13 protein-coding genes are annotated in these 14,750 nt (G+C 71.1%); 2 read left to right on the forward strand and 11 right to left on the reverse strand.

From position 1 onward, the window contains the following. The first annotated feature begins 25 nt into the window (after window positions 1-25). A complete protein-coding gene (locus ABZ385_RS17615) occupies window positions 26-1,312 on the forward strand; it encodes an MFS transporter (protein WP_358912056.1) in 1,287 nt (428 codons plus the stop codon). A 112-nt stretch (window positions 1,313-1,424) separates the two neighbouring features. After that, entirely contained in the window at window positions 1,425-2,408 is a 984-nt protein-coding gene (locus ABZ385_RS17620; protein WP_358912058.1) for a sigma-70 family RNA polymerase sigma factor, read from the forward strand. Here ABZ385_RS17620 and ABZ385_RS17625 read toward each other — a convergent pair. From ABZ385_RS17625 to ABZ385_RS17675, 11 genes are all read right to left on the reverse strand, one after another. Continuing rightward, window positions 2,319-2,699 carry an STAS domain-containing protein gene (locus ABZ385_RS17625; protein WP_358585308.1) on the reverse strand — a complete coding sequence of 127 codons (381 nt, stop codon included), beginning with the start codon at window positions 2,697-2,699 and terminating at the stop codon, window positions 2,319-2,321. The two genes, ABZ385_RS17620 and ABZ385_RS17625, sit on opposite strands and share 90 nt — an antisense overlap. A 65-nt stretch (window positions 2,700-2,764) precedes the next feature. Further along, the gene (locus ABZ385_RS17630) at window positions 2,765-3,349 is read right to left on the reverse strand and encodes a Uma2 family endonuclease (protein ID WP_358585306.1); all 585 of its coding nucleotides are present in this window, start codon (window positions 3,347-3,349) and stop codon (window positions 2,765-2,767) included. Between the two features lie 119 nt (window positions 3,350-3,468). Continuing rightward, window positions 3,469-4,746 (reverse strand): thymidine phosphorylase, encoded by a 1,278-nt coding sequence (locus tag ABZ385_RS17635; protein ID WP_358585304.1) that lies wholly within the window; start codon window positions 4,744-4,746, stop codon window positions 3,469-3,471. A gap of 117 nt (window positions 4,747-4,863) precedes the next feature. Then, window positions 4,864-5,262, reverse strand: coding sequence for a cytidine deaminase (locus ABZ385_RS17640; RefSeq protein WP_358585302.1), 399 nt, complete (start codon window positions 5,260-5,262; stop codon window positions 4,864-4,866). Then, the gene (locus ABZ385_RS17645; protein WP_358912060.1) at window positions 5,259-6,521 is read right to left on the reverse strand and encodes an ABC transporter permease; all 1,263 of its coding nucleotides are present in this window, start codon (window positions 6,519-6,521) and stop codon (window positions 5,259-5,261) included. The genes ABZ385_RS17640 and ABZ385_RS17645 overlap by 4 nt, the downstream gene beginning before the upstream one ends. Further along, window positions 6,518-7,657 carry an ABC transporter permease gene (locus ABZ385_RS17650; protein ID WP_358585298.1) on the reverse strand — a complete coding sequence of 380 codons (1,140 nt, stop codon included), beginning with the start codon at window positions 7,655-7,657 and terminating at the stop codon, window positions 6,518-6,520. Before ABZ385_RS17650 ends, ABZ385_RS17645 begins: the two co-directional genes overlap by 4 nt. Further along, a complete protein-coding gene (locus ABZ385_RS17655) occupies window positions 7,654-9,234 on the reverse strand; it encodes an ABC transporter ATP-binding protein (RefSeq protein WP_358585344.1) in 1,581 nt (526 codons plus the stop codon). Before ABZ385_RS17655 ends, ABZ385_RS17650 begins: the two co-directional genes overlap by 4 nt. Window positions 9,235-9,464: 230 nt before the next feature. Next, window positions 9,465-10,511 carry a BMP family ABC transporter substrate-binding protein gene (locus ABZ385_RS17660; protein ID WP_358585296.1) on the reverse strand — a complete coding sequence of 349 codons (1,047 nt, stop codon included), beginning with the start codon at window positions 10,509-10,511 and terminating at the stop codon, window positions 9,465-9,467. A gap of 312 nt (window positions 10,512-10,823) precedes the next feature. Next, a complete protein-coding gene (locus ABZ385_RS17665) occupies window positions 10,824-11,909 on the reverse strand; it encodes a BMP family ABC transporter substrate-binding protein (RefSeq protein ID WP_358696699.1) in 1,086 nt (361 codons plus the stop codon). Window positions 11,910-12,110: 201 nt separating this feature from the next. Continuing rightward, a complete protein-coding gene (locus ABZ385_RS17670; RefSeq protein WP_358585342.1) occupies window positions 12,111-13,328 on the reverse strand; it encodes an amidohydrolase in 1,218 nt (405 codons plus the stop codon). 522 nt (window positions 13,329-13,850) lie between these two features. Further along, on the reverse strand, window positions 13,851-14,741 hold the full coding sequence (locus ABZ385_RS17675; RefSeq protein ID WP_358912062.1) for a LysR family transcriptional regulator: 891 nt from the start codon (window positions 14,739-14,741) through the stop codon (window positions 13,851-13,853). Window positions 14,742-14,750 lie beyond the last annotated feature (9 nt).

The following is a 14,750-nucleotide window of genomic DNA, read 5'->3' on the forward strand; positions in this document are numbered from 1 at the left end:
AAAATGCGGGTCGTACGTTCATGGCATGCCTCCCGCCAGTAGCGGGGCGTCCGCCCTCCACGCGGACGCCCTCACCCCGTCGTCCCCCGCCGCCGATTCCCGACTGTTCCCGGGCGGTCCCGGCTACCGCCGGATGAGCTTCGCCCTCTTCCTCGCGGGCGTCGCCACCTTCGCCCTCCTCTACTCCACGCAGGCCCTGCTCCCCCTGCTCTCCGCCGACTTCGGCGCGAGCGCGAGCACGGCGAGCTGGACGGTCTCGGCGGCCACGGGCGCACTGGCTCTCCTCGTCCTGCCGCTGAGCGCGCTCAGCGAGCGCTTCGGGCGGCGCACGATGATGACCGCGTCACTGGGCGTCGCGGTGGCGGTCGCGCTCCTGGTCCCCTTGGCCCCGTCGGTGGAGGTGCTCATCGCGCTGCGGGCCGTGCAGGGCGCGGCCCTCGCGGGGCTCCCGGCGTCCGCGATGGCGTTCCTGGCCGAGGAGGTGCGGCCCAAGGCGCTGGTCGGCGCGATCGGCATGTTCGTGGCGGGCAACTCCATCGGCGGGATGAGCGGCCGCATCGTCACCGGCTGGGTCGCGCAGGCCTGGGGCTGGCGTGCGGCGCTGGCCGTGGTGGGCGTCGTGGCGGTGCTCTGCGCGGTGGCCTTCCGCGCGCTGCTGCCCGCGCCGAGGCACTTCACGCCGGGCTCGCCGACCCCCGGGTCGCTGGCGCGGACGGTCCGCACCCATCTGTCGGACCCGCTGCTGTGCAGGCTGTACGCGATCGGGGCGCTGTTCATGACCGTGTTCGGCGCGGTCTACACGGTGATCGGCTACCGGCTCACCGAGGCGCCGTTCTCGCTCCCCCAGGGTGTCATCGGCTCGATCTTCCTGGTCTACCTCGTCGGCACAATCTCCTCGGCGGCCGCCGGGAAGCTGGTGGCCCGGCTCGGGCGGCGCGGGGCGCTGTACCTGGCGGTGGGCACCACGGCGGGCGGACTGCTGATGTCCCTGTCCTCGTCGCTGGTCCTGGTGCTGCTGGGACTCGTGCTGATCACCGCCGGGTTCTTCGCGGGGCACGCGGTGGCGTCCTCCTCGGTGAGCCGTACGGCCACCACGGGCCGCGCGCAGGCCTCCGCGCTCTACCAGTCGGCGTACTACCTGGGCTCCAGCGCGGGCGGCACGCTCGGCGCCGTCGCCTTCCACTCGGGTGGCTGGGCGGGGACCGTCGCGCTCGGGCTGTTCGCGGTGCTCGGCGTCGTGTCGGTCACCGTGTGGGGCTCGCACGCGGCGCGGGCGGAGCGCCGGCGCGGCCTCGTCGCCCGCTCCTGCTGATTCCACCTGCGGGTTTTCCCACTCCGCGGGCCGTTGTCAGTGGGCTGCGGTAACTTCCGTTGTGTCGGGCCGCGAAGTGGTCCGGCGCCGGTAGCCGCAGGGGTGGGTGGGGATGGGCGACATCGCAGGGACGACGACCGATCTGGACGTCACGCTGGAGAGGTACCGGGTCGAACTGACCGGGTACTGCTATCGGATGCTCGGTTCCGCGTTCGAGGCCGAGGACGCCGTGCAGGACACGATGGTCCGCGCCTGGCGCAGCTTCGAGAAGTTCGAGGGCCGCTCCAGCGTCCGCTCCTGGCTGTACCGCATCGCGACGAACGTCTGCCTGGACATGCTGAACGCCGGCAACCGCCGCGCCCGTCCCATGGACCTGACGGCCGCCGCCTCGCTGGCCCAGGCGGCGCTCACCCCCCGCCCGGACAACACCTGGCTGGAGCCGATGCCGGACGCCCGTGTGCTGCCCACGCCCAGCGACCCCGCCGAGGCCGCCGTCGCAAAGGAGTCGGTGCGCCTGGCGTTCGTCGCCGCCCTGCAGAGCCTGCCGCCCAAGCAGCGCGCGGTGCTGATCCTGCGGGAGGTCCTCGCCTGGAAGGCCAGTGAGGTCGCCGAGCTGATCGACACCTCGGTCGCCTCGGTGAACAGCGCGCTCCAGCGGGCCCGCGCCACGCTCGCGGAGCGGCCGCAGGACGACACGGCCGTCTCCGATCCGCTGGACGAGGAGCAGCAGAAGCTCCTGGAGCGCTATGTCGCCGCCTTCGAGGGGTACGACATGGTGGCGCTGACCGCGCTGCTCGCCGAGGACGCCGTCATGACGATGCCGCCGTTCGACCTGTGGCTGCGGGGCACGGCGGACATCACCGGCTTCATGGCCACGATGGGCGCCACCTGTGCCGACGGCCGCCTGATCCCGGTGGACGTGAACGGCTCGCCGGGCTTCGCCCAGTACAAGCCCGACCCGGACAACGGCGGCTTCATGCCGTGGTCGATCCAGGTCATCGAGATCTCACAGGGCCGTATCGCCGGCTTCCACTGCTTCCTGGACACCGAGCGGTGGTTCCCGCTGTTCGGGGTGCCCTCGCATCTCGACGGCTAGCCCGAGCAGTTCGGCCAGGCCGACGAGCCCGAGGAGGGACAGCAGCGCGGGGGCGGGGTTCCGCAGGCGGATCCGGGCCCCGGCCCTGCGGGCGGCGAGGTGCAGCCGGGCGAGGGCGTCGACGGTGGCGAGGTCGGCGGTGGTGACGCCGGAGACATCGCAGACGACGTCCCTGCTCGCGCCGTCGCCGGGCCCGTGCCGGGCGGCGGCGACCCGCTCGCACAGGGACGGGACGTCGGCCGGGCGCAGGGGGCCCGCGACATGGATGAGGTTCGCTTCGGAATCGGCCACGCAGGGTGGACCGGCGCGGCGGACGGAACTCATCGGTCCCCGCCCCCGCGATCGGCATGCCCGCGTCAGTCGACGGGGAAGGCGCTGGTGTCGATCGGCAGGTCGAAGGGGGCGGGCAGCTTGATGGTCTCGCCGAACTTGCAGGCGCTCAGGAGGCGGTAGACGCCGCCTCGGGGCTCGCCGTAGAGGGTGACGGTGGGGCCGCCGGGGGCCCAGCGGTCGGCGAGGAGGTAGAGGGGTACACCGCCGGCCGCATACCCCGCGGCCTTGCTGATGCGGTCGTGGCGGGCATTGGACGGCGACGTGACCTCAAGGACAAGTTCGGTGACGGCAGCCGGAATGCACTGCTCCCCCTTCCCCACCACATCCGCTCGCGGGGCCACGACCAGGTCAGGAATGTAAGCGCCCTCCCGAGACGGCACAAGAATGGTCTGCTCGTGGTAGATGCCGAGTTCAAACGGGATCACACCTAGCTGGCGGTGAATCAGCTCGGCGATTTCGTTGTGGTTGTTCGACGGGCTGGGCGCCACGGTGATGATCCCCTCGATGATCTCCACCCTGCAGCCCTCGGGCCACTCCATCTCCGCCCGGAACCGGAGAACAGCTTCCCAGTCCTGGCTGGCTTCGTGGCCTACGGTGAGTGCGCTCATGGCGGTCTCCTCTATCGGTGCGTCACCGATCCCAGCATGCCGAACGGGACCGGCGGCGGTCCACCGATCCCGTTCACCCGTACGAGTAAGCCCTGGCCAGAGCGGCGCGGGCCCAGCTGTCAGCCGATCCGGTCCAGCACGATCGGCGGCGCCGAGAAGTCCGTCCCCGGGGCGGCGATGTCGTACGCCCCCTCCACCGACTCCAGCGCGTACGCGAACCGCTCCGGGGTGTCCGTGTGCAGGGTCATCAGGGGTGCGCCCGCCTCGACGGAGTCGCCCGGCTTGGCGTGCAGCTCGACGCCCGCGCCGGCCTGGACGACGTCCTCCTTGCGGGCGCGGCCGGCGCCCAGGCGCCAGGCGGCGACGCCGACGTCGTACGCGTCGAGCCGGGTCAGGACGCCGGACGTCGGGGCCTTGACCACGTGCGTCTCGCGGGCCACCGGCAGCTCCGCGTCGGGGTCGCCGCCCTGGGCCGCGATCATCCGGCGCCACACGTCCATCGCCGAGCCGTCGGCCAGCGCCTTCGCCGGGTCGGCGTCCTTCAGGCCGGCGGCGTCCAGCATCTCGCGGGCGAGGGCCAGGGTCAGCTCGACGACGTCCGCCGGGCCGCCGCCCGCGAGGACCTCCACGGACTCGCGGACCTCGAGGGCGTTGCCCGCCGTCAGGCCGAGCGGGGTCGACATGTCGGTGAGCAGGGCGACGGTGCGCACGCCGCTGTCGGTGCCGAGCCCGACCATCGTGGACGCCAGCTCCCGCGCGTCCTCGATGTTCTTCATGAAGGCGCCGGTGCCGACCTTCACGTCCAGGACGAGCGAGCCCGTGCCCTCGGCGATCTTCTTCGACATGATGGACGAGGCGATCAGCGGGATGGCCTCCACCGTGCCGGTGACGTCGCGCAGGGCGTAGAGCTTCTTGTCGGCGGGGGCGAGGCCGTCGCCCGCCGCGCAGATGACCGAGCCGACGGAGTCGAGGACGTGCAACATCTCCTCGTTGGAGAGGAGCGCGCGCCAGCCGGGGATGGCCTCCAGCTTGTCCAGGGTGCCGCCGGTGTGGCCGAGGCCCCGGCCGGACAGCTGCGGGACGGCCGCGCCGCACGCGGCGACCAGCGGGGCGAGCGGCAGCGTGATCTTGTCGCCGACGCCGCCCGTGGAGTGCTTGTCGGCGGTCGGGCGGGAGAGCGAGGAGAAGTCCATGCGCTCACCGGAGGCGATCATCGCGGCGGTCCAGCGGGCGATCTCCGCGCGGTTCATGCCGTTGAGGAGGATCGCCATCGCCAGGGCCGACATCTGCTCGTCGGCGACCGCGCCGCGGGTGTACGCGTCGATGACCCAGTCGATCTGTTCGTCGCTCAGCTCGCCCCGGTCGCGCTTGGTGCGGATGACGGAGATGACGTCCATGGCGGTCCTTCCAGCAGTACAGCGGCGTACGTAGACAGGGAGCCGACTCTACGCGCATAGAGCCGTCAGCTGAAGGTGGCCCCGCGGCCAAGATCTCCAAGGCCGCGGGGCCGGGCGTCAGTTGAGGTGTTGCGGGCCGAACGCGTCGGGGAGCATGTCCGCGAGCGTGCGTACGCCCGAGGCCGTCTCCAGGAGCAGTTCGGGGCCGCCGAACTCGTACAGGAGCTGGCGGCAGCGGCCGCACGGCATCAGGATCTCGCCCTTGCCGTCCACGCAGGTGAAGTGGGTCAGGCGGCCGCCGCCGGTGAGCTGGAGCTGGGAGACCAGGCCGCACTCGGCGCACAGGCCGAGGCCGTAGGAGGCGTTCTCCACGTTGCAGCCGACGACCGTCCGGCCGTCGTCCACCAGCGCCGCGGCGCCGACCGGGAAGCCCGAGTAGGGGGCGTACGCGCGGGACATGGCCTCGCGCGCGGCTTCCCGCAGGGCGTCCCAGTCGGTGTCGGCGGTGGTCGTCACTTGCCCTGTCCCTTTCGGTACGGCATGCCGTCCGCCTTCGGCATCCGAAGGCGCTGGGCGGAGAGCGAGAGGACCAGCAGGGTCACCACGTACGGCGTGGCGGTGACGACCTGGTTGGGCACCTCGTCGGTCAAGCCGTACCACAGGAACATAAGCGCGGAGACGGCCGTGGTGATCACCGCGGGCACGTACCGCTTGCGCCAGGCGAGGTAGACCGCGCCGATGACCAGCAGGATCGCCAGGAGCAGCAGCAGCGCGTGGACGTTGGTGCCGCCGCCCCGCAGCTTCAGGCTGTCGGTGTAACCGAACAGTCCGGCGCCGAGCGCGAGGCCGCCCGGCATCCAGTTGCCGAAGATCATCGCGGCGAGGCCGATGTAGCCGCGGCCGCCGGTCTGGCCCTCCAGGTAGATGTTGGAGGCGACCAGCGAGAGGAAGGCACCGCCGAGGCCGGCGAAGCCGCCGGAGATGATCACGGCCAGGTACTTGTACTTGTAGACGTTCACGCCGAGCGACTCGGCCGCGATGGGGTTCTCGCCGCAGGAGCGCAGCCGCAGGCCGAACGAGGTGCGCCACAGCACCCACCAGCTCAGCGGGACCAGCGCGACGGCGACCACGGTGAGCGGCGAGAGGTTGGTGAACAGCCCGCCGAACAGGCCCGCGAGGTCGGAGACCAGGAACCAGTGCTTGCCGTTGAGGTCCATGAGCCAGTCGGACAGCCCCGGCACGGAGAAGTCGCCGAGGGATTCGACGGGCGGCGACTGCTTCGACGTACCGCCCTCCTCGCCCTCGAAGACGAAGGTGGCGAGGTAGCGGGTGACGCCGAGGGCGAGGATGTTCAGGGCCACACCGGAGACGATGTGGTTGACGTTGAAGGTGACCGTCACGATCGCGTGCAGCAGACCGCCGAGCGCGCCGCCGAGGACGCCGAACATGACACCCGCCCACGGGCCCCACTGGAAGCCGGCCCAGGCACCGAACCAGGTGCCGAGGATCAGCATGCCCTCGAGGCCGATGTTGACGACGCCCGCGCGCTCGGCCCACAGGCCGCCGAGGCCCGCGAGGCCGATCGGCACGGCCAGCTTGAGGGCCGTGGACATCTGGCCGGTGGAGGTGATGCCGTCGGCGCCGGTGATGACGCGCACCAGCGAGGTCAGCACCAGGACGCCCGCGACGCAGAGCAGGAGGACGGGGAGCGAGATGCGGCGGCGGCCCGCTGCGGGCTGCTTGACCGGGGGTTTGGCGACGGATGCCGTGCTCATCGGGCAGCCACCTCCTTCACGGAGTCGTTGTTGCCGTTGTTGGCGTTCGCCCGGGCGGCGGCGGCCAGTTCCTCACCGACGCGCCGCTGCTGGCGGCGCAGGCCCCAGCGGCGGACGGCCTCGGAGGAGACGACGACCGCGATCACGATGAGGCCCTGCATGATCACCGCGATCTCCTTGTCGTACGCGACCGGGGTGGCGTAGTCCAGGGCGGGTGAGGCCTTGTCGAGGAAGGCCCACAGCAGCGCGGCGAACGCGATGCCGACCGGGTTGTTGCGGCCGAGCAGCGCGATGCCGATGGCGGTGAAGCCGAGGCCCGCGGGGAAGCTGAGGCTGTAGGTGTGGGTGTCGCCGAGCAGGATCGGCAGGCCCGCGAGGCCCGCGACGCCGCCGGAGATCAGCATGGCCGTGAGCACCATGCGCTTGGCGTTGACCCCGGAGGCCGCGGCGGCGGACTCGGAGGCGCCGGTGGCGCGCAGGTCGAAGCCGAAGCGGGTGCGGTTGAGGACCAGCCAGTACAGGATGCCGGCGAGGACGGCGACGAAGACGAAGCCGTAGACCTCACCGCCCGCCAGCTTGATGCCGGGGAACCAGCCGGACTCCTTCATCACGCCGGTGGTCTGGTTGTTGCCGACCGGGACGCCGAAGTTGTCGGTGAGGGTGAGGTAGCCGATGACGCTCGTCGCGATGGCGTTGAGCATGATCGTGGCGACCACCTCGCTGACCCCGCGCGTGGTCTTGAGCAGGCCCGCGATGCCGGCCCAGGAGGCGCCGGTGAGCATGGCGACCACGATGAGCAGCGGGATCTGCAGGGCGGCGGGCAGCGCGACGTGCGCGCCGACGACGGCGGTCACCACCGCGGCGAGGCGGTACTGCCCGTCCACGCCGATGTTGAACAGGTTCATGCGGAAGCCGATGGCCACCGCGAGCGCCGCCAGGTAGTACATGCCGGCCTGGTTGATGGTCAGGACCTGGACGTCGGAGTAGGAGATCTGCTTCAGCATCAGGGTGTACGGCTCGATCGGGCTCTTGCCCGAGGCGAGCAGCACGACCGAGGTCAGCGCCACGGCCACGACCAGCGCGATGACCGGGGCGGCCACCGCGAGGAGCACGCGCTCCTTGTCGAACTTCTTCATCGGGTCTCGTCCTCCTGTGAGCCGTCACCGGGCTCGATGTGTTCCAGGTGGCCGGAGGCCGCGCCCGTCATCGCCGACCCCAGCTCCTCCGGGGTGACGGTGGCCGGGTCGGCGTCCGCGACGAGCCGGCCGCGGTAGATCACGCGGAGGGTGTCGGAGAGGCCGATCAGCTCGTCCAGGTCCGCGGAGATCAGCAGGACGGCCAGGCCCTCGCGGCGGGCCTCGCGGATCTGGTCCCAGATCTGCGCCTGCGCGCCGACGTCCACACCGCGGGTGGGGTGGGCGGCGATCAAAAAGCGCGGCTTGTGGCTCATCTCGCGGCCGACGATCAGCTTCTGCTGGTTGCCGCCGGACAGCGAGGCGGCCGTCACGTCGATGCCGGGCGTACGGACGTCGTACTCCTCGACGATGCGGCGGGTGTCGGCCTGGGCGGCCTTGGGGTCGAGCCAGAAGCCCCGCGCGTTCGGCCGCTCCGTGACGTGGCCGAGGATGCGGTTCTCCCACAGCGGGGACTCCAGGAGGAGGCCGTGGCGGTGGCGGTCCTCGGGGATGTACCCGATGCCGTCCTCGCGCCGCTTGCGGGTGGGTACGGCGGTGATGTCCTCGCCCGCCATGCGGATCACGCCGGAGTCGGCGTGCTTGAGGCCGATGAGCGCGTCGATCAGCTCGGTCTGGCCGTTGCCCTCGACGCCCGCGATGCCGAGGACCTCGCCCTCGTGGATCGTGAAGGAGATGTCGTCCAGCAGGGCCCGGCCCGAGTCGCCCTCGGCGAGCAGCCTGAGGCCCTCCACCTGGATCATCGGGCGGTCGGTGACCGTGGACTCGGCGGTTTCGGGGGTGGGCAGTTCGCTGCCCACCATCAGCTCGGCGAGCTGGCGCGGCGTCGTCTCGGCGGGGATGGCCGTGCCGACGGTCGTGCCGCGCCGGATGACGGTGATGTCGTCGGCGACGGACAGGACCTCGCCCAGCTTGTGCGAGATGAAGATGACGGACAGGCCCTCGGACTTGAGCTCGCGGAGGTTGTCGAAGAGCGCGTCGACCTCCTGCGGCACGAGCACGGCCGTCGGCTCGTCGAGGATCAGCGTGGTGGCGCCGCGGTAGAGGACCTTGAGGATCTCCACGCGCTGGCGGTCGGCGACGCCGAGGTCCTCCACGTACGCGTCGGGGCGCACCCCGAGGCCGTAGCGGTCGGAGAGGTCGAGGATCGCGCGGCGGGCCGCGCCGCCGATGCCGTGCAGCTTCTCGCTGCCGAGAACGATGTTCTCCAGGACCGTCAGCTGGTCGGCGAGCATGAAGTGCTGGTGCACCATGCCGATGCCGCGGGCGATGGCGTCGGCGGGGCCGGCGAAGGCGACCTGCTCGCCGTCGACGGCGATGGTGCCCTCGTCCGGCTTCTGCATGCCGTAGAGGATCTTCATCAGCGTCGACTTGCCGGCGCCGTTCTCGCCGACCAGGGCGTGCACGGTGCCCTTGCGGACGGTGAGGTGGATGTCGTGGTTGGCCACGACTCCGGGGAACCGCTTGGTGATGCCGGCGAGTTCGACGGCGACGGGCGGAGGGTTGGTGGACGCGTCGATGGCGCACTCTCCTCGGGGGTGCCTGAAGGAAAGGGGCCGCCTACGCGCGCAGTGCCCCTGCTACTGGTGCTGCTGGGTGATGCTGGTCGGTCCCCCGTACGGGATCACCCCGTACGGGCGGACGTCAGGCGTGGCCCGCGCGAACGGGGCGCGGGTGGACCATCGTCCCCCACACCCCGTCGCACGAGAATCACGCTGCCGTCACGGCGGTGAGCCCGCCGCTGCGGCGGTCACGGCGTCGAGTCGACCTTGATCTTGCCGCTCTTGATGCCCGCCTCGGCCTTCGCGACCGCGGCCCGGACGTCCTTCATCTTCTGGAACTCCGGGTTGGAGTCGGCGAGCGCGACACCGCCCGACTTGAGGTCGGCGCGGACGACGCCGCCCTTGGCCTTGCCGTCCTCGACGGCCTTGGCCAGGTTGTACACCGAGGCCGCGACGTCCTTGGTCGCCGAGGTCAGGATGTACTTCTTGTACTTGGCCAGCGCGTTCTGCTTGTACTGGTCGGAGTCGACGCCGATCGCCCAGATCTTCTTGGCGGCGGCGGCCTCGATGACGCCCTGACCGGAGAGGCCCGCGGCGTGGTAGACCACGTCGGCGCCCTTCTCGATCTGGCCCTGGGCGGCGGTCTTGCCCTTGTCGGGGCTGGTGAAGCCGCCGTCCTCGGCCTTCTCGGTCAGGTACTGCTTGACGACCTTGACCTTGGGGTCGGTGTCCTTGACGCCCTGCGCGAAGCCCGCCTCGAACTTGTGGATGAGGGGGACGTCCACGCCGCCGACGAAGCCGACGGTCTTGGACTTGGTCGCCTTGGCGGCGGTGACGCCCGCGAGGTAGGACGCCTCCTGCTCGCTGAAGACCAGGTCGGAGACGTTGTCGGCCTTGACGGTCTCGTCGTCGACGATGCCGAAGGAAGTCTTCGGGAACTTCGCCGAGACCTCCTTGATGGCCGGGGCGTAGGCGTAGCCGACACCGATGACCGGGTTGTAGCCCTGCTTGGCGAGCTGCGTCAGGCGCTGCGCCTTGTCGGCGTCCGACTCGCCGTCGACCGGCTCGACGGCCTTCTCGCCGGTCTTGAACTCCTTGGCGGCCTTCTTCATGCCCTCGGTCGCGGCGTCGTTGAAGGACTGGTCGCCGGCGCCACCGACGTCGTAGGCGAGGGCGACGCCCTTGTTCTTGTCGTCCTTGGCGGCGTCGCTGGACGTGCCGCCGCAGGCGGAGACGGAGACGGCGAGGGCTGCGGTCGCGGCGCCCGCGACAGCTATTCGAGACACCCGGCGCATAGGAACGAACTCCTTGAGGGAAGCAAGCACAAGCAGGTACGAGCGCCTACCCGGCGCTGATTTCGCCGCAGCGTAACGCGCGTAGACCTCACATAAGAACCCTTCTGTCCGGTCCGTTATCGAGCTGTGGCCACCAGCCGTCCGTGGCTTGAACACGCGGTGGACGCCCCCCAGATGGGAGGCGCCCAGGCGCCGCAGGACGTACTACGTACAACGGCGGGGAGTGCGCGGGGAAGGTGCTACGTACAACCTTCGCGGGGTCCGGTGCGGGGCGAAAGCCCCGGGGAGGCACTGGCCCGAGGAGCCGGTGGCCTACGGAGCCGTCCGGACCTTCACCTTGCCGCTGATGATGTCCTTCCTGGCCTTCTCCACGGCGGCGACGACGTCCTTCATCGCCGTGTACCTGGGGTTGGAGTCGGCGAAGCCGACGCGGCCGGACTCCAGGTCGTAGCGCTGCTCACCCTTCATCGGCTTGCCCTCGACGACCGACTTCGTCAGGTCGTACACCGCGCCGCCGACGTCCTTGAAGGCCGAGCCGAGGATGTGGTCCTTGTACTTGGCGAGCGCCTTCTGCTTGTACTGGTCGGAGTCGACGCCGATCGCCCACTTCTTCTGCGAGCCGACCTCCTGGATGACGCCCTGACCGGAGAGCCCGGCCGCGTGGTAGATCACGTCCGCGCCGGCCTCCAGCTGACCGCTGGCCGCGTTCTGGCCCTTGTCGGGGCTGGAGAAACCGCCCTCCTCGGGCTTCTCCGTCAGATAGCGCTTCTCGATCTCGATCCCGGGGTCGACGGACTTCACGCCCTGCACGAATCCGGCCTCGAATTTGTGGATCAGCGGAATGTCCACGCCGCCCACGAATCCGACGTGCTTGACCTTGCTCGCCTTCGCGGCGGCGACGCCCGCGAGATAGGAGCCCTGTTCCTCGTGGAAGACCAGATCGGCGACGTTGTCCGCCTTCACGGTGTTGTCGTCGATGATCCCGAAGGTGGTCTCCGGGAACTTCTTGGCGGCCGCCTCCACGGCGGGCGCGTAGACGAAACCGACGCCGATCACCGGGTCGTACCCCTGCTTGGCGAGCTGTTCGAGGCGCTGGACCTTGTCGGCGCTGGACTCGCCGTCGCCCGGCTCCATGTCCACGCCGCCGAGCTTGAACTCCGCGCGGGCCTTGCGGTAGCCCGCGTAGGCGGCGTCGTTGAAGGACTGGTCGCCCTTCCCGCCGATGTCGTACGCGAGACCGATCCCCTTGCCCTTGTACGAGGACGACGTGCCGGAGCCCTCCTCCTTGCCGCCGTCCTCCCGCGAGGCCTCGCTGCTGGTCTTGCCGCACGCCGAAGCGGCGAGGGCGAGCGACGCCACCGCCACGGCCACTTGGGAAAGTCTTGATACACGACGCACAGGACGCACCCCTCACATTTCCCAACACGCCGTCGACGGCGCGGATTTCGCGGCACATTAACGCGCGTAGAAAGGGAGGGGAACGGGTTTCCGCGGGGCCGTTACCCATTCGTGCCGAAGGCCGCGGACGCCGGCCCCGCTCGTTTTACCCCCCGGCCCGCTCCCGGGCGCCCGCGGTCCCCGGCACGCTCCCGCGCGCCCTCAGTCCTCGGCGCGCGCGTGGTCCAACAGGGCGGCGGCGGTGAACAGTTCGACGCCGACCGCGATGGCCGACTCGTCCACGTCGAAATCCCCCTGGTGGAGGTCGCGGACGGTGCGCTCCCCGGGCCTGCGCACGCCGAGCCGGGCCATGGCGCCGGGCACGTGCTCCAGGTACCAGGAGAAGTCCTCGCCGCCGAGGCTCTGTTCGGTGTCCTCGACCGAGGCGATGCCGCGCCGCTCGACCATGGCGTCGCGCAGCAGGTCGGCGACGCCGCCGTCGTTGACGACGGGCGGGACGCCGCGGACGTAGGTGACGTCGGACGTGGCGCGGTAGAGGCCGGCGATCTCCTGGACGGCGTCGTGCACCAGGTCGGGCGCCTCCCGCCAGGTCTTGAGGTCGAGGCAGCGCACGGTCCCGGACAGCTCGGCGTGCTGCGGGATGACGTTCGCCGCGTGGCCGGACTCGATGCGGCCCCAGGTCAGCGAGAGGCCCGAGCGGGCGTCGGTGCGGCGGGCGACCACGGCGGGGACCTCGGTGGCGACCTTGGCGACGGCCGTGACCAGGTCCGTGGTCAGGTGCGGGCGCGCGGTGTGTCCGCCGGCCCCGTCGAGCGAGACCTCCAGGCGGTCGCAGGCGGAGGTGATCGGGCCGTGCCGCAGGCCGATGCGGCCCGCGTCGACGCGGGGGTCGCAGTGCAGGGCGATGATCTTGCCGACGCCGTCGAGGACGCCTTCCTTGATGGCCTGCGCGGCGCCGCCCGGCAGGACCTCCTCGGCGGGCTGGAAGATCAACCGCACCGCGAAGGGCAGCGTCCCCTCGCGCGCCATGGCGGCGAGGACCAGACCGGTGCCGAGGACGACGGTGGTGTGCACGTCGTGGCCGCAGGCGTGGGCGCGGTCGGGCACCGTGGAGCGGTAGGGCACGCCGAGCTTGGTGTCGGGGATCGGCAGGGCGTCGATGTCGGCCCGCAGGGCGAGCATGGGGCGTGCGCCGCTGTGCGCGCCGCTCCCCACGTCGCAGACGAGGCCCGTGCCGCCGCCCAGTACCCGGGGCGCGAGGCCCGCCTCCTCAAGGCGGGCCTTGATCGCCGCGGTGGTGCGGAACTCCTGGTTGCCGAGCTCCGGGTGCATGTGCAGGTCGCGACGGAAGGCGACCAGCTCGGCACGCAGCGCTTCGGGCAGCTCGCCGGGAAGCGTTTCCGTGAGTTCGCACTCCATTGCGGACAAGCCGTCGGACACCTCTTCGGTCGCACAGGACATCAGTTGGTTCACCCTTTGAAGGGTAGGGCGATGCAACGGCCAACTGACCCACGATCAACAAAAGTTCAGCCCGATAGGGGAAGAAACTTTGGCCTCGTGGCGCATGGCCGCTGATCGGGATGGGTACACATTCACGCCGCCACGGGGGATGCGTAAGCCGTCCGTCGCCGGTAGTAGGCGAGGGCGACCGCTGCCAGCAAGGGCGGCTAGGCGATCAGCGGTATATAGCAGACCACAAGCAGGGCGGTTTGCGCTGTTCTGTCCGTCACACCCGTTTCGCTCCCCAATCCGGCGATCTGTACATAGCAGGCCCAGCCCGGCAGGCACAAGAGCCCGGCCGCCCGCCCGGCACGGGTACCCGGCCGGGACGATCTCACCCCACTCACGCACCGGACCGCGTGGGAGCAGCGCGAGCCCCTCGGACACCAGGCTGAGCAGCAGGATGTCCGCGGCCTCGCCGGCCTGTCCCGGGCGGGGGCCTCAGGCCGTGATCTCCCGGGCCGTTCTGGCGAACGCCGCCACCGCCCCCGTGTCGTGGCCGAGGCGCCACACCAGGCCGTAGCCGGTCGGTTCCGGGTCCGCGAAGGGGACGTAGGCGACACCCGGGCGGGCGTAGTAGGTGGCCGTGTGGGCCGGGGCGAGGAGTGCGCCCCGGCCGGCCGCGACCAGGATCAGGCCCTCCTGCAGATTGAGCACGCCGGGGCCCCGCTCGATCGGGCGGCCGCTCGGGGTGCGGGCGGGGACGTGGTGCTCCAGCCAGTAGTCGGGGACCTCGCCCGCGAGGGTGAGGAGCGGGACGTCCGCGAGGTCCTCCCGGGTCACCGTCTCCCGCGCGGTCAGCGGATGGGCGGCGGGCAGGGCGAGGACGCGGTCCTCGGCGAGCAGCTGCGGGCCGCCGTCGAGGTCGTCCTCCCGGACGGGGAACTCGGTGAGCTGCACGTCGAACTCGCCCCTGCGCAGCTGCCCGTACGGATCGGCGAGGGGGACCTCGCAGACCTCCACGGCGAGGCCGGGGTGGCTGACGCGCAGCGCTTCCGTCGCCTTCATGACGATCTCGCCGGTCAGCGGGTTGGAGAAGCCGACGTGCAGCACGGCCTCGATGCCGCGCGCGGTGGCGGCGGCCCGGTCCAGGGCGTCCTCGATGGCGCGGTGGTGCGGCGCGAGGTCGGCGCGCAGCTGCCGGCCGAGCCCGGTGAGGGCGACGCGGCGGCTGGTACGGACGAACAGCGGAGCGCCCACGCGGCGTTCGAGCCGCTGCACGAGCTGGGTCACGCGCGCCCTGGACAGCCGCATCCGCTCGGCGGTGCGGCCGAAGTGCAGCTCCTCGGCGAGGAGGAGGAAGCACTCCAGTTCGTCGCGCTCGATCGGCATCGGGCCCCC

The sequence above is a fragment of the Streptomyces sp. NPDC005898 genome (assembly GCF_040629635.1).
GTDB lineage: Bacteria > Actinomycetota > Actinomycetes > Streptomycetales > Streptomycetaceae > Streptomyces.

Coding starts and splice junctions, on each gene's coding strand:
- ABZ385_RS17670 (WP_358585342.1), bottom strand. CDS start 13,328: ATGGAGTGCGAACTCACGGAAACGCTTCCCGGCGAGCTGCCCGAAGCG.
- ABZ385_RS17620 (WP_358912058.1), top strand. CDS start 1,425: ATGGGCGACATCGCAGGGACGACGACCGATCTGGACGTCACGCTGGAG.
- ABZ385_RS17650 (WP_358585298.1), bottom strand. CDS start 7,657: ATGAAGAAGTTCGACAAGGAGCGCGTGCTCCTCGCGGTGGCCGCCCCG.
- ABZ385_RS17630 (WP_358585306.1), bottom strand. CDS start 3,349: ATGAGCGCACTCACCGTAGGCCACGAAGCCAGCCAGGACTGGGAAGCT.
- ABZ385_RS17675 (WP_358912062.1), bottom strand. CDS start 14,741: ATGCCGATCGAGCGCGACGAACTGGAGTGCTTCCTCCTCCTCGCCGAG.
- ABZ385_RS17615 (WP_358912056.1), top strand. CDS start 26: ATGCCTCCCGCCAGTAGCGGGGCGTCCGCCCTCCACGCGGACGCCCTC.
- ABZ385_RS17645 (WP_358912060.1), bottom strand. CDS start 6,521: ATGAGCACGGCATCCGTCGCCAAACCCCCGGTCAAGCAGCCCGCAGCG.
- ABZ385_RS17660 (WP_358585296.1), bottom strand. CDS start 10,511: ATGCGCCGGGTGTCTCGAATAGCTGTCGCGGGCGCCGCGACCGCAGCC.
- ABZ385_RS17635 (WP_358585304.1), bottom strand. CDS start 4,746: ATGGACGTCATCTCCGTCATCCGCACCAAGCGCGACCGGGGCGAGCTG.